The 12623-nt window shown below is 35.6% G+C and carries 15 protein-coding genes and 2 pseudogenes; 11 read left to right on the top strand and 6 right to left on the bottom strand.

The features are described 5' to 3' along the window. Nucleotides 1-29: 29 nt before the first annotated feature. The 4 genes from iscU to NL281_RS09015 are packed head-to-tail and all read left to right on the top strand — an operon-like array spanning nucleotide 30 to nucleotide 3235. A complete protein-coding gene (gene iscU, locus NL281_RS07655; protein ID WP_253303011.1) occupies nucleotides 30-413 on the top strand; it encodes a Fe-S cluster assembly scaffold IscU in 384 nt (127 codons plus the stop codon). A gap of 12 nt (nucleotides 414-425) precedes the next feature. After that, complete coding sequence (locus NL281_RS07650; RefSeq protein ID WP_038199190.1) at nucleotides 426-839, top strand: HesB/IscA family protein; 414 nt, start codon at nucleotides 426-428, stop codon at nucleotides 837-839. Next, on the top strand, nucleotides 832-1284 hold the full coding sequence (locus tag NL281_RS07645; RefSeq protein WP_370274063.1) for an iron-sulfur cluster co-chaperone HscB C-terminal domain-containing protein: 453 nt from the start codon (nucleotides 832-834) through the stop codon (nucleotides 1282-1284). The genes NL281_RS07650 and NL281_RS07645 overlap by 8 nt, the downstream gene beginning before the upstream one ends. Then, nucleotides 1262-3235, top strand: coding sequence for an Hsp70 family protein (locus tag NL281_RS09015; RefSeq protein ID WP_253303009.1), 1974 nt, complete (start codon nucleotides 1262-1264; stop codon nucleotides 3233-3235). Before NL281_RS07645 ends, NL281_RS09015 begins: the two co-directional genes overlap by 23 nt. A 7-nt stretch (nucleotides 3236-3242) precedes the next feature. On the opposite strand, the gene lepB is transcribed toward NL281_RS09015, so the two are convergent. The 6 genes and pseudogenes from lepB to NL281_RS08525 all read right to left on the bottom strand — a co-directional run bounded on the left by lepB (nucleotide 3243) and on the right by NL281_RS08525 (nucleotide 7666). Then, the gene (lepB, locus tag NL281_RS07635; RefSeq protein ID WP_077188309.1) at nucleotides 3243-3989 is read right to left on the bottom strand and encodes a signal peptidase I; all 747 of its coding nucleotides are present in this window, start codon (nucleotides 3987-3989) and stop codon (nucleotides 3243-3245) included. A 659-nt stretch (nucleotides 3990-4648) separates the two neighbouring features. Continuing rightward, nucleotides 4649-5878, bottom strand: a pseudogene (locus tag NL281_RS07630) (IS4 family transposase). A gap of 106 nt (nucleotides 5879-5984) precedes the next feature. Further along, complete coding sequence (locus NL281_RS09375) at nucleotides 5985-6212, bottom strand: hypothetical protein (protein WP_253303288.1); 228 nt, start codon at nucleotides 6210-6212, stop codon at nucleotides 5985-5987. Between the two features lie 22 nt (nucleotides 6213-6234). After that, on the bottom strand, nucleotides 6235-7323 hold the full coding sequence (locus NL281_RS07620) for an IS481 family transposase (RefSeq protein ID WP_253303703.1): 1089 nt from the start codon (nucleotides 7321-7323) through the stop codon (nucleotides 6235-6237). 60 nt (nucleotides 7324-7383) lie between these two features. Beyond that, nucleotides 7384-7563: pseudogene (locus NL281_RS07615) on the bottom strand (IS4-like element ISWpi18 family transposase); the annotation flags it as partial. Beyond that, nucleotides 7544-7666 carry a hypothetical protein gene (locus NL281_RS08525; RefSeq protein WP_256469367.1) on the bottom strand — a complete coding sequence of 41 codons (123 nt, stop codon included), beginning with the start codon at nucleotides 7664-7666 and terminating at the stop codon, nucleotides 7544-7546. The gene NL281_RS08525 and the pseudogene NL281_RS07615, both read right to left, overlap by 20 nt. 372 nt (nucleotides 7667-8038) lie before the next feature. Here NL281_RS08525 and NL281_RS07610 point away from each other — a divergent pair, with 372 nt between their 5' ends. The 7 genes from NL281_RS07610 to NL281_RS07585 all read left to right on the top strand — a co-directional run bounded on the left by NL281_RS07610 (nucleotide 8039) and on the right by NL281_RS07585 (nucleotide 12577). Then, nucleotides 8039-8221, top strand: coding sequence for a hypothetical protein (locus tag NL281_RS07610; RefSeq protein ID WP_253303287.1), 183 nt, complete (start codon nucleotides 8039-8041; stop codon nucleotides 8219-8221). Next, nucleotides 8206-9162, top strand: a complete 957-nt coding sequence (locus tag NL281_RS07605) for an IS5 family transposase (protein WP_253303014.1) — start codon at nucleotides 8206-8208, stop codon at nucleotides 9160-9162. Before NL281_RS07610 ends, NL281_RS07605 begins: the two co-directional genes overlap by 16 nt. Before the next feature lie 525 nt (nucleotides 9163-9687). Next, nucleotides 9688-10296, top strand: a complete 609-nt coding sequence (locus tag NL281_RS07600; RefSeq protein ID WP_253303761.1) for a hypothetical protein — start codon at nucleotides 9688-9690, stop codon at nucleotides 10294-10296. Beyond that, the gene (locus NL281_RS08520) at nucleotides 10293-10415 is read left to right on the top strand and encodes a hypothetical protein (RefSeq protein ID WP_255324038.1); all 123 of its coding nucleotides are present in this window, start codon (nucleotides 10293-10295) and stop codon (nucleotides 10413-10415) included. Before NL281_RS07600 ends, NL281_RS08520 begins: the two co-directional genes overlap by 4 nt. Nucleotides 10416-10445: 30 nt before the next feature. Next, the gene (locus NL281_RS07595; RefSeq protein WP_253303286.1) at nucleotides 10446-10829 is read left to right on the top strand and encodes a hypothetical protein; all 384 of its coding nucleotides are present in this window, start codon (nucleotides 10446-10448) and stop codon (nucleotides 10827-10829) included. Nucleotides 10830-10940: 111 nt separating this feature from the next. Then, complete coding sequence (gene proS, locus NL281_RS07590) at nucleotides 10941-12209, top strand: proline--tRNA ligase (protein ID WP_253303285.1); 1269 nt, start codon at nucleotides 10941-10943, stop codon at nucleotides 12207-12209. Continuing rightward, a complete protein-coding gene (locus NL281_RS07585; RefSeq protein ID WP_253303284.1) occupies nucleotides 12206-12577 on the top strand; it encodes a holo-[acyl-carrier-protein] synthase in 372 nt (123 codons plus the stop codon). Before proS ends, NL281_RS07585 begins: the two co-directional genes overlap by 4 nt. Nucleotides 12578-12623 lie beyond the last annotated feature (46 nt).

Genomic DNA, 12623 nt, shown 5'->3' with positions numbered 1-12623 from the left:
ATGTAAAATAGCAGTTTATAGGTAATTTTATGAGTTATAATGAGAAAATTTTAGATCATTATGAAAATCCAAGGAATGTTGGCTCTCTGGATAAAAATGATCCAAATGTTGGTACTGGTTTAGTTGGTGCACCATCGTGCGGTGATGTAATGAAATTGCAGATAAAGGTCAATGACAAAGGTGTTATTGAAGATGCAAAATTTAAAACTTTTGGTTGTGGTTCTGCCATTGCTTCAAGTTCCTTGTTAACAGAGATGATAAAGGGAAGAACCATCAGTGACGTTACACAGATAAAGAATACTCAAATAGTGGAAGAGTTGTCTTTACCTCCAGTGAAGATACACTGTTCGGTACTTGCTGAAGATGCTATAAAGGCTGCTATTCATAACTATCAAAGTAAACAAAAGAATTAAGAAGCTACGAACATGGGTGAATATCAAGAAGTAGGCGGAGGTGAAACTGTAAAAAAGAATAAAAAACTTATCACTATAACTGCGGAAGCAGTAGAAAGGATAAGGTATTTATTGGACCAAAAGAAGCATACTAACCTTGAGAAACCGGAAGAAGCAATAGGAATAAGAGTGCTAATTAAGCAAAAAGGATGTTCTGGTTTAAAATATGATATTGAATATGCATATGATACTCGTCCTTTAGAGTCGGTAATTGAAGAAAACTGTAGTGATGGCCAAAAAGTTAAAGTGTTGATCGACCCAAAATCCGTCATGTTTATTCTTGGCTCTGAAATGGATTATGTAGAAGAAAAATTTTCATCGGGTTTTGTTTTCAAAAATCCTAATGAGAAAGGAAAATGTGGTTGTGGAGAGAGTTTTCATGTCTAGCAACTATTTTGCATTGTTTGAAATTGAACCAGCTTTCAATATCAGCTTTGATGAGTTAGAGAAAAAATATATCGAGCTAAGCAGGACTGATATAAATGAAAGACAGTCCCAAAACATGGAAAATATTAACAGAGCTTATCAGATACTAAAGTCACCGCTAAAACGTGCTGAGCATTTGTTGAATCTTTTTGGTGTGGCAAAGGATCATCCGAATTCTGAAATATTAAATGAATCAATAGAAATAAGAGAGTACTTACTAGACTGCAACGATCTACAATTTGCAAGCAGGATGATTGATGAAAAAATAAAAGGTTGCATTAAAAACCTAATTAACACTTTTGCTGTAAAGAATTTTGATGGAGCTGCTACACAAGTCTTAAGATTGAAATATTTATATAAGTCATTTGAGGAGGTGAAAAAAAATGCAACCAATTCAAATTTCTGAACCAAATTCAAATGAAGTAGTTTTTGGTATAGATCTTGGTACTACCAATTCTTTAATTGCCATGGTAAATAAAGCTGGCAATGTGGAGATATTTAAAGATAAGCAGGGAAGAGAGCTACTGCCTTCTGCTCTTTCATATGAAAATAATACATTGAAAACTGGCTACGATGTCGGTCAAAATGCAATCTACTCAATAAAGCGTTTAATGGGTAAAAGTGTTGAAGAATTAAATAAAGAAGGCCTCAATTTTGAAATAGATCATGAAAGCGAAAAAGTTATTAGAATAAAATGCGCAGAGGAAAAGTATCTTACTCCTATTGAGATTTCTGCTGAGATATTAAAAGCTTTATGTGAGAGGGTAAAAAAGTCTAAGGGACTGGAAGTAAAAAAAGCAGTGATTACTGTGCCAGCTTACTTTGACGATTCAGCACGTAACGCAACTAAATATGCGGCAAAATTAGCTGGCATAGAAGTTCTTCGCCTCGTTAACGAGCCAACCGCTGCAGCGCTTTCTTACTCCATTGAAAAGAACAATAGCAGTGGAATATATGCAGTGTATGACCTTGGTGGCGGAACGTTCGATATTTCGATATTGAAATTGCACCAAGGAGTGTTTCAAGTCCTTGCGGTTGGTGGTGACACCAACCTCGGCGGTGATGATTTTGATCATTTGCTGAGTTCAATTGTGATTGATAAGTATAGAGAGAAAGTATCAAATATCATTCCAGCGCTTGACGCGCAACTGTACGAACGTTGTGATGTAAGTATGATTTCCATTAAGAAAGATGTCATCCCAGTGCCCAGACACTGGGATCCAGAAAATTTAATTGCAAATGAGCACACCAGGCAATTGTATAGTAAGAACTGGATTCCAGTGTCAAGCACTGGAATGACACCACCTGCTGCGCAAACTACCTGCAAATTGCAACGTTCGTATGCTGAAGCGCGTGACGCTGGAATCTACAATATGCGTACTGTGAAGGAATATCTGAGCAAAAATACTGTAGGCACTTTTAAATTCAACATTAACGGCGAATTATTTGAATGCGAAATTACTAGAGAAGAATTCGAGCAGGCAATCAGTTCTTTGGTCAATAAGACTATCAATATAGTCACTTGTACTATAAGCGATATAGATCTTAAAATTGATGATATAAAAGGAGTAATTTTAGTTGGTGGTGCAACTAGAACACCATTGGTTCAAAATTCACTAGTCAAACTCTTTGGAAATAAAGTACTAAATGACGTGGATCCAGATAAAGCAGTTGCCATTGGGGCAGCTCTGCAGGCTCATGATTTAATTTCGAGCTCAAAAGATAGGAATATTCTCCTGGATGTTCTACCTTTATCACTTGGCATAGAAACTATGGGAGGCATAGTTGAAAAAATCATACCAAGAAATACGCCACTACCAGTTTCAGAAATAAAAGAGTTTACAACTTATGTCGATGGACAAACAGCAATGAAAATTCATGTTTGTCAGGGAGAACGTGAAATGATAGAGGATAACAAATCTCTAGCGCAGTTTGAACTAAAAGGTATACCGCCACTACCTGCAGGTTCTGCAAGAGTTGAAATAGAATTCACAGTTAACGTTGACGGAATCTTGACTGTTACTGCAAGAGAAAAAACCACCAGAATCGAGCAGACAGTTGAAGTAAATTCAAGTTTTGGCTTGAGTGAAGCTGATGTTCAAAATATGGTTAACCAGTCAATAAACAGCTTTGATGAAGATATGAAGGCTCGTTCCCTTGCAGGCGCTAAAATTAATGGAAATAAACTCATACACTTGGTTGAAAACAATAATAACCTTTCCACTGATCAAAAGTTGAAAAACCTATTACAAAACGCAAAAAACGCTTTACAAGGCAATGACTTGAATGAAATTAACAACGCTATCGCCGAGTTAGAAAATTCTTCTTTAGAGTTGTGTGAATTAACAAATAGGTAGAAAAAGCTTACACAACCTTGTGCAATACTCTATTTAATCTCAGAGCGACAGGTAGTCTGAAGTTAAATGGTAACCAATCGACCTTTCCTAATTTAAATGATAAACCAACTATGCTTACACGCCCAATGATATTTTCCATTGGTACAAAACCAACTTCAGGAAACCTGCTATCCAAAGAATTATTTCTATTGTCTCCCATAACAAAAAATTGATCGTTAGGTACATAATAAACCGGAGTGTTATATGATAGCTTATTAGAAATGTTATCTACCAAAATCTCATGCTCCTTGCCACTTAAAAGCGTTTCTATATATCTTGGTATGTTACGATTCGACTCATAATCAAAAAAACTTTCAATTTGCCTTCGCTCTACTTTCTGATCATTTAGGTATAATTCTCCCTCTATCATTTGCACTTTGTCACCTGGTGTTCCTATTACTCGCTTAACAAACCTGATGCTGTCATTTCTTGTGGGTTTGAAAACTACTATGTCGCCACGCTTTGGAGGGGTATAAAAAATCCTGCCGCTAAAAATGTTTGGAGAAAATGGAAAGGAGTGTTTACTGTAACCGTATGAATATTTACTAGTAAAAATGTAATCCCCTTCAAGTAGGGTGCTTTTCATTGAACCAGAAGGTATATGAAATGGCTCGAATAAAAAACTACGTATTGATAGCGCAATCAACAGTAAAAAAAACAATGAAGATAAAAATCTTCCCGTTCTTATCACCCAGTTTTTGCTTAGTTCTTCCAACTTTTCCAACTTTGTTTTTCTTATAGATTAAGCTTATTATAATACATAAATTAAAAAATGGTAATATGAAATTTTACTTGTGAATGTTATTCCTCTATTCAAAACAATTTTGAAAAGGCGGTTCATTTCTTTCAACGGTGTCATCCAAGTAGCGTGACACATAACTGTACGAACATTGCAATTTGCAGGTGGCAGATGAAAGTAGCTGATGCACATCTGTACGAACATTTGCTTTTGTTAAGGTAATATGGTGTTATGAAAGTAGCTGACACTGGAATGGCTTTGTTGCATCGCTACTTATGAAAGGCTAACTATAGTTAGGATTATAAGCAACCTATTGAAAATCTTGTTTTTTTGCAATCAATCTGATCAAATTTAAGAATAGTAATTTGTTATTTATATTAATAAATTTAATTCTATTGAAAATAGCTAAAGCATTGAAATTCTTGAATTTTAGCCAGATTAGTGAGTGGTAGTGAAATTTCTTTTACTCAAATTTAGGTATTCACTGACCGTTCTTGTTATAAATACCAGAATAATAAGCTACTGATATTCCCTATCTTTTTTATCTTTAATCCATCATAGCTAGCGATGCAACAAAGCCCACTGGAATCCAGGTTGTAACCGTTCACGCAATGGCGTCAACTTAAGAACTTTCATTAGCAAACTCTCCTAAAGACATGATGGCGTTTGGGCTTATCTACCTTATCGCGGCTATACAATCGTCCCGGTCGGATTTTAACTTTAGCGCGTATACTTGCTCTATCAAAAAGGGCTTGAAAGTTTTTTGGCGCAATAAGTACCTGATAGAGTTTCTGCCTCATTACACCAAATAAAACCGAAAAATTTAAACGATACTCAGCAATTTGATCTGGATTCCAAGGCCCTTGTGCATCACACATATGAAGCGACAATATATTACACATGACTAAGTTTGCCCAAAATTCTTGTAATACAGCCTCTAAATTTACGCCAGAAAAATTCTCTAATTCTGCACCTATTTTGAGTCGTTTATAGCACTCCTCTATATGCCACCTTAACACATAAGCTTTGCTGATATCTTCCAAAATAAATTTTACTCGGTCAAAAAGTGAAGTAATCAATACCTCTGTTTCTCAGTTGGCTAATGTCAGCACTATAACTCTTACTTTCTGTCCTTTCATTTTATTTTTTAGCTTTTCATTTTCTAATATAAAATCGAAATCTAATTCGCCAGCGTTCCCATAGCTTGCTATAATTTCTTTTTTGCAAGCGAAAAATAAAATCTACTTCCAAATCATAATGCTGCTGAATGAATTTTACTGAAGACGATCATAGATAAATAATAATTTCTTTTGATTTAATGAACGCATTTGAGTGATAACTTCGGGTAATTGCTCTTCCGCCAACGTTTGTTCACCTATATTCCAAGCCGCAAGACGAGCACTACAAATCAGCGAAGTACACAAATCAACAAACAAATTGCCAATGGTGGCATTGTGCCTGTTGTTCCATTTGGTTTAAAGCGGCCAAACTCGGATACAATTTCCTCAGAGCTGGGTAATCTCATACCAGAACCATCTGCTGCAATAAGTCTATAGCCTCTCCAACTCAGGTTCATCCTGATAGGCTGTTTGGATGCTTAAATTCTTGAAAGCCTGTATGGCAAATCTTATACCTTGCTTTAGAAAAAGCTTGCTTTGAGGGTACATGTCAATGGCTCCATAAGTTCACATTCTATTCCCAAACTTTTTTTAACTAACTTTAAAATCATAGAAAATACTGTCGAAAAAGGAAGTTTTCTTGTTCGTGTAAAACTCAACACAATGGATTCTCTGAAAAGCTTTCGAGTATATTATATTTTTAATTTGTAGAATAAAATTTTTTCCTTTTTGTTTGGTAGAAGTCATAGTTTTAAATCCTCCTGATTAAGTTTTATCGCTATGACTCCCCCACCAGAACCGTGCTTGCAGCTTTCCCGCACACGGCTCCACAATGTAGTATTCACAGCATTTCCTATTTTGTATATAATGAGTAGCATATTCTTGGTTTTGGTAATGGATTAACTTGTAGATAGTGTATAAATTGCTTTGAATTCATACTCTTCTTCTGACTACGTCGGTTTATCCATTTATACGCTAGCTTGATTACCCGCCAGAAGAATTTATTCAACCACCGGTAATTTCCGCTAACTCCGAAGTAGTTATAGTGTCCTGTTAGTTTTGCTTTAAGTGTAAAAGACAAGACTTAATCTGACAGACAAGAATTAACTGACAGAAGAATTGAGGTAGTCAAAACTAATATCAGTCTCTTGTGTAATGCTACTAATATTTTTCTGAAAAGCAACATGTTTGCTATCAAGAAAAGTCTGCATAGGCGTCTTACCATAGCAATATTTACCTGAATGCGGTCTTGTTTCATTGTAAGAACGCAACCAATAATCAACATCAATCTGTAGACCTTCCAAAGAATTGTAGATTTTCTTTCTGAAGATAATATTGTAACACTCATCTTGCATAGTTCTATGAAACCTTTCACATATGCCATTAGTCTGTGGAGAATTGGCTTTGGTCCTAGAATGATCGATATTTTCGATTCCCAAATAAAGCTGATAAGCGTGATTTTCAGGCTTACCACAATACTCTGTTCCTCGGTCTGTAAGGATACGCAATAATGGCACATTTTGCTCATCAAAAAATGGTATCACTCTATCATTCAGCAAGTCAGCAGCAGTAATAGCCGTTTTGTCTGTATAAAGCTTGGCAAATGCTACTCGAGAATAAGTATCAATGAAGGTCTGCTGGTAGATTCTTCCTATACCTTTTATATTACCTACATAATAGGTATCTTGAGAACCCAAATAACCTGAATGTTCGGTGTCAATTTCACCATGTGCTTCTCTTTGTTCTTTAACTTTTTCTAAAGCTGCAAGTTGCTCTTCGGTTAATATAATTCCATCTTGAGCTACTTTTGCTTCCAGTGCTTTAAGTCTTTTCTTGAAAGTTTCAAGATCATTTCTCAGCCATATAGATCTCACTCCTCCCTGAGAAATTATTATACCTCTTTTTCTCAGTTCATTTGCAGCTCTTTCTTGCCCATATGCTGGAAATTCTGTTGCTATACCAATCGCTGCTCTTTCTATATCGTCGGAAACTCTATTCGCTAATAGAGGTTTTTTCTTACTTATCTCATGTAATGCTTCTTCTCCTCCATTTTCGTACAACTCTTTGAATCGATAAAATGTATCTCTTGAGTATCCCATCACTTTGCATGCTTGAGATACATTTCCTAGTTGTTTTGCTAGTTCTAATAACCCTAGCTTTGGTTTTAGTATTTTTGTTTGTATTGTACTCATTTCTAACACTCCTTTCTTTTATTATTTTATAACTTACTTTTTTAAAGTGTCAGATCAAGTCTTGTTTAATACAAAAATAAATTCGTTTAGTATTACTTGCAGCGACTTTACACTTTTTCTTAAAATTAAGATAAATATGTCAATAAAAGATAACTTCCTCTTTCTCATAAAATCTTTTGAAGATGATTTATGGGATTCTATAAATTCTAGACTTGCCAATTCATTTTGAATAAATTTTATTACTGCCTTTTTTACTCATACTACCTTTAAACTTATTGGTATACATCATTATCCCATAAAATCTATCTTTTTTCCTTAACTTAATGCTTACTATTACCCACAAATAAAAACATAGTATTGTATTTACTCAAATAATTTAATTTTATTAACCTGAAAGCTTATTAGATTAAAATTATTAAACTAAGAGTTATAATTTTAGCAACTAAAAGCTGTAAATTGCACCATATAAACAGTTATTTCAAGCAAAAGTTATGCCATTAAGAGCTATGCAACAAACATTTATATTTGTGGGTAATAGTAAGAACTTAATGGCAGTGAGACGAGGTTATTGTCATGCCGCCACGAACCGTCATACCGCGATTCATTCGCGGTATCTCTTAGCCGCTAACAAGTAGCTGGATGACGATTGTCAGGGTGTAATCCCAGTGTCCCTATGATGTCATCCCAGTGCCCAGACACTGGGATCCAGGAAAGTTTGCTTGTAAGCAAGCAAACTAGCACAGAAAGTGGTTACAACATTTTCGATGAGATTATATGGAAAACTGGATCCCAGTGGGCTTTGTTGCATCGCTCAAGTGAAAAGAACTGGCAGTTACTGACAAAATTCATTATAAATAGCCATTTAACTGTTGAAGAAAAAATATGCCACAAAAAATGAGAGTCAGTAACTGCCATGAATATAACAAATTTCTCCAAGAAAGAGGAAGCATTTTTTGTTATATCAATGACGCCATAGAAAATTGGTACGAGAATTGTCCAAAAATGCAGGGCGGCAACTATATTTATAGTGATAAAGTTGTGATTTTGGTGCATATAATCGTCAGTTTCTTTAGAATTGGTTTAAGACAAACAGTCGGGTTTATAAAAGGGTATTTGCAACAAATAGGAAGAGATTTGGCAGTTATCAGCTATTCACAAGCATCAAGAAGGTTTAAGAAACTTAATATTAAGATAAATGATTGCAGAATTGATAAAAATAATATGGAAGATATCGAAATTGCTATAGACAGTACAGGAATTAGTATATACAACAACACTCCTGGTCACAGCAAGGAAAATAGCACTGACAGAAAATATCGTGGCTATGAGCAAACGAGAAAATTGCACGTAATGTTGAATATAAACAACAAAAAAGCCATAGCTGTAAAATACAGTAACGGTGTCTACTCTGATCACTATGGAGCTTGTGATTTGCTAAAAGAAGTTGATTTTCAGCATGCCATAAAAGCACTATATGCAGATAGAGCATGTGATAGGCACAAGTTTTATAAGTTGTGTAACAAATATGATATAAAGACAAAAATTCCACCAATAAACAATGCGGCAGAACATCCAGAAATAGATTATATGTCTGACAGGAATGCTGCTATTAGGTTAATAAAATTATACGGTGAAGATGGCATGAAAGAATGGAAAAAAGAAGTAAATTATGGGAAAAGATCTTATATTGAAGGGTTTTTCTCAAGATTAAAGCAAATATTCGGATTTAGTTTTAGGAATAAATCTGAGATAAATCGAGAAAAAGAACTGCTAATCAAATGCTATTTGCTTAATAAATTCACTGATATTGGTATGGCTAAATTTGAGATAGTTACATGAATTTACCATAAATCACCATCTCATAAAGTGTGATGCAACAAAGCCATCCTAGTGTCAAGCACTGGGATGACAAAAAAAGGAGCACTGGAATGGCACCATTTGTTATGTTTAACAAAGTTCGTACTTAGCTTCATGTTAGCCATAAATATTTAAGAAATTTACCAAATGGAAAAAAAGGCAAAAGAAGCCCCATGGTTAACTAGTTCTGACACTGGTTTCCATCCAAGACGGCAGTAGCCCCTTCGGTGTCATTCCAGTGTCAAGCACTGGAATGACACCATTTTGGATGGAAACCAGTGTCAAGCACTGGAATGACAAAGGAGAGCAGTGTCAGCTACTTGGATGACACCTTTTTTCTACTTAGTGTGGGTTATACAAGAAGTCTATTGTATGGCTATTGCTGGTCGTATATTACTTATAGCTTATCTATTCAAATTGCAACTTTGTTTTTCATAATTAATTATTGACAGAAATTATTAATTGGGTTATTATTAAATTATCGTTAACAAGTGAGGCAAAGAAATGATGATATCCAATAATTCTTCATTGCTAAAAGATAGTCAGGAGCTTACTAAAACTAAGCAGACTATATGGAAACCTTTAATTGCTGTTTCATTATTATCTATATTTAGTTTCATATCTGGTCAATATCTTCCTTATGTTATTATAGCAGTTTCTGGTTCTGGTCCTATTGCAGCAGTTCCTTTAGCAATTTTTGCTGTTTCTACGGCTGTTGCATTGATTTCAAAAATATATCTCATTAGACTGGCCGTTTCTAGAGCTGACAATAAGAAAGAAGAACCACAAAAATTTGTGTGTGAAAATTGTACTAATCTGGAGAATAAATCAAGTGTGCCTACTCCTACACCGCCTCCAGTAACATTGGGTACACAACCAAATCCAAGTGTCAGTGTACCACCGCCGCCACCTCCTCCATTGCCACAAGATGCTGCACTACCACCTCCGCCTCCGCATTTTTTTACAGCTTCCAAGCGTACGGAGCAACCTAAGAATGATGCACCGAAGAAGGCTGGTGAACCTGAGAATAATAATCATTCTACTCTGTTTGAACAGATAAGAGGAGGTACTACGTTAAAAAGAGTGGGCAGCAACAAAATTTTACAAATGAATTGAAAGCAAAATTAGAAAGTAGTGGGGGCACTGACAAAAAAGAAACACCAGAAGAGTTTGCTGCAAGAATAGATAGGGAGCAAGCAGAGAGAAAGAAGTCGGATGATAATGATTCAGATTAGACAAAGAGACTTAAGGAGAGAGTAGCAGTCATGCAATTCTCAGATAGTGAAAGTGAGGATTCTGATTCTATTAGCGATTCAGATTGGACTACAGATGAAAGCAAAGACAAACAAAAAGAGATAGAGCAGGAAAAAGAGGAGCAGACAAAACACACAAATTCCCCATCAAGCAAGGAAGAAGGAAGCGGGGGTCTTGACAGTGGTATAGGATCTAGAGCCACATCTCCGATACATCCTGAACAAGAAACAGAGGAGTCACCGGTACCGCCAAGTTCGTGTGTTGATTCACCACAAGTAAATAATGTTGACTCAGTGGATAATGAGGTGCAAGATTCACCTCCTCTTTCTGTTGAGGATCGCATAGCACAGTTTGGTGGAAAAGCGTTGCGATGCCAAAAGGAAAATGTTGTATAAGGACTATGATAACTATGAAATGGTCAGCCATGCACTTTCCTTCCTTTTCAAAATAAGTTTACCTACAGGTCTGATTGTATTAAGATTACTTAATACAATCAGATCTATTATATGCGTTTATCCAAATATTACCTGCCAACTCTAAAGGAAAAGCCTGCCCATGCTAAAATTATCTCCCATCAATATTCTTTGCGTGCAGGTTTAATAAAGCAGATAGCATCTGGCATCTATACGTGGTTACCACTTGGTCTCTTAGTGCTTAAGAATATTGAAGATATTATCAGAGATGAAATGAACAAATCCGGTGCTATTGAAGCATTAATGCCTTGTGTGCAACCAGCAAGTCTTTGGCGAGAATCAGGGCGTTACGATGATTACGGTAAGGAAATGCTACGCATAAAGGATAGGCATGAGGAAGATATGCTTTTTGGTCCAACGCATGAGGAGATAGCAACTGATTTAATTAGAGATGTGGTAAAAAGTTACAAAGATTTGCCACTTTGTTTATACCAAATTCAATGGAAATTCCGTGATGAGGTAAGACCACGTTATGGTGTTATGAGGGGCAGGGAATTTTTGATGAAGGATGCATACAGTTTTGATGTAGATTACGAAGGTGCACTGAATTCATATAATTTGATGTACAAAACTTACATAAAAATCTTCAAACGCATGGGATTTACTCCAATTGGAGTTCGAGCTGATACGGGGCCAATTGGAGGAAATTTGAGCCACGAGTTTCATATATTGGCAAACACTGGTGAGAGCACTTTATATTATGACAATAAATTTTCTGAACTACTAGAGGGTGAAGATATTGAAAGTTTAAAGAGTATATATGCAGTTGCAGATGATATGCATGATCCTGAGACTTGCCCTATATCACAAGAACAGTTAAATGTTAGTAAGGGTATTGAAATAGGGCATATTTTTTATTTTGGTGATAAATATTCGAAGCCTATGAAGGCAAGTGTTACTTCTCAAGATGGAAAAAATGTCAATATACATATGGGTTCGTATGGCATTGGGGTTTCAAGACTTGTTGGTGCAATAATAGAAGCTTTTCATGATGATAAAGGAATTATCTGGCCAGAATCGGTAGCTCCTTTCAGAATTGGTTTAATCAATTTACAACCGAAAGTAACGGAGGCTGCAGATAAAATATATAAAGCTTTGAAAAGCGATGAAGTGCTTTACGATGATACGGAAGGGAGTGTAGGAGTAAAATTTTCTAGAATGGATCTGATAGGCTTGCCGTGGCAAATAATTGTCGGAAAAAAGGCAATAGATGAAAAGATAGTTGAAGTAAAAAATAGAGCAACTGGAGAGGTAAAGGAAATGCAGATTGAAGAAGCAATAAATCACTTTAGCACAAAATGATACACGGTATCGGCACTGACATAGTATATATACCAAGAGTATCGAGGATATTACAAAAATACGGGGAAAAATTTCTCAATAGAATCTACACTGAAAAGGAAATAGAGCTAAGTAGAAAGTATAATAGTCAAGAAATGCGAGCAAGGTATTTTGCTAAACGCTTTGCAGCAAAAGAAGCTTTTGTTAAAGCACGAGGTAGTGGTCAGGGTATTACAATGAAAGATATAGAAATATACAATGATGTAAGAGGCAAGCCATATCTTACCGTTAGCAAGGATTTTATCTCCAAAATTCATCTTTCTTTAAGTGACGATGGAGATTACGCTACTGCATTTGTTGTAATTTGCGTCTATAGCTCACACAGATAAAGTTTACTCTTTTGTCATCTTATGGCTTACTGTATGAACATTCATT

Origin of the sequence: Wolbachia endosymbiont of Phyllotreta cruciferae, from assembly GCF_918697765.1 — a bacterium.
Lineage (GTDB): Bacteria > Pseudomonadota > Alphaproteobacteria > Rickettsiales > Anaplasmataceae > Wolbachia > Wolbachia pipientis.
The sequence above is the reverse complement of the archived record's forward strand: the minus strand, read 5'-3'. Positions and strand labels throughout refer to the sequence as shown.

Bases quoted from the DNA above. Each gene is read 5' to 3' on its own strand.
- NL281_RS07645 (WP_370274063.1), top strand. From the start codon at position 832: ATGTCTAGCAACTATTTTGCATTGTTTGAAATTGAACCAGCTTTCAAT.
- NL281_RS09015 (WP_253303009.1), top strand. From the start codon at position 1,262: ATGCAACCAATTCAAATTTCTGAACCAAATTCAAATGAAGTAGTTTTT.
- NL281_RS07650 (WP_038199190.1), top strand. From the start codon at position 426: ATGGGTGAATATCAAGAAGTAGGCGGAGGTGAAACTGTAAAAAAGAAT.
- iscU (WP_253303011.1), top strand. From the start codon at position 30: ATGAGTTATAATGAGAAAATTTTAGATCATTATGAAAATCCAAGGAAT.
- proS (WP_253303285.1), top strand. From the start codon at position 10,941: ATGCGTTTATCCAAATATTACCTGCCAACTCTAAAGGAAAAGCCTGCC.
- NL281_RS07620 (WP_253303703.1), bottom strand. From the start codon at position 7,323: ATGAGTACAATACAAACAAAAATACTAAAACCAAAGCTAGGGTTATTA.
- NL281_RS07605 (WP_253303014.1), top strand. From the start codon at position 8,206: ATGCCACAAAAAATGAGAGTCAGTAACTGCCATGAATATAACAAATTT.
- NL281_RS07600 (WP_253303761.1), top strand. From the start codon at position 9,688: ATGATATCCAATAATTCTTCATTGCTAAAAGATAGTCAGGAGCTTACT.
- NL281_RS07585 (WP_253303284.1), top strand. From the start codon at position 12,206: ATGATACACGGTATCGGCACTGACATAGTATATATACCAAGAGTATCG.
- NL281_RS07595 (WP_253303286.1), top strand. From the start codon at position 10,446: ATGCAATTCTCAGATAGTGAAAGTGAGGATTCTGATTCTATTAGCGAT.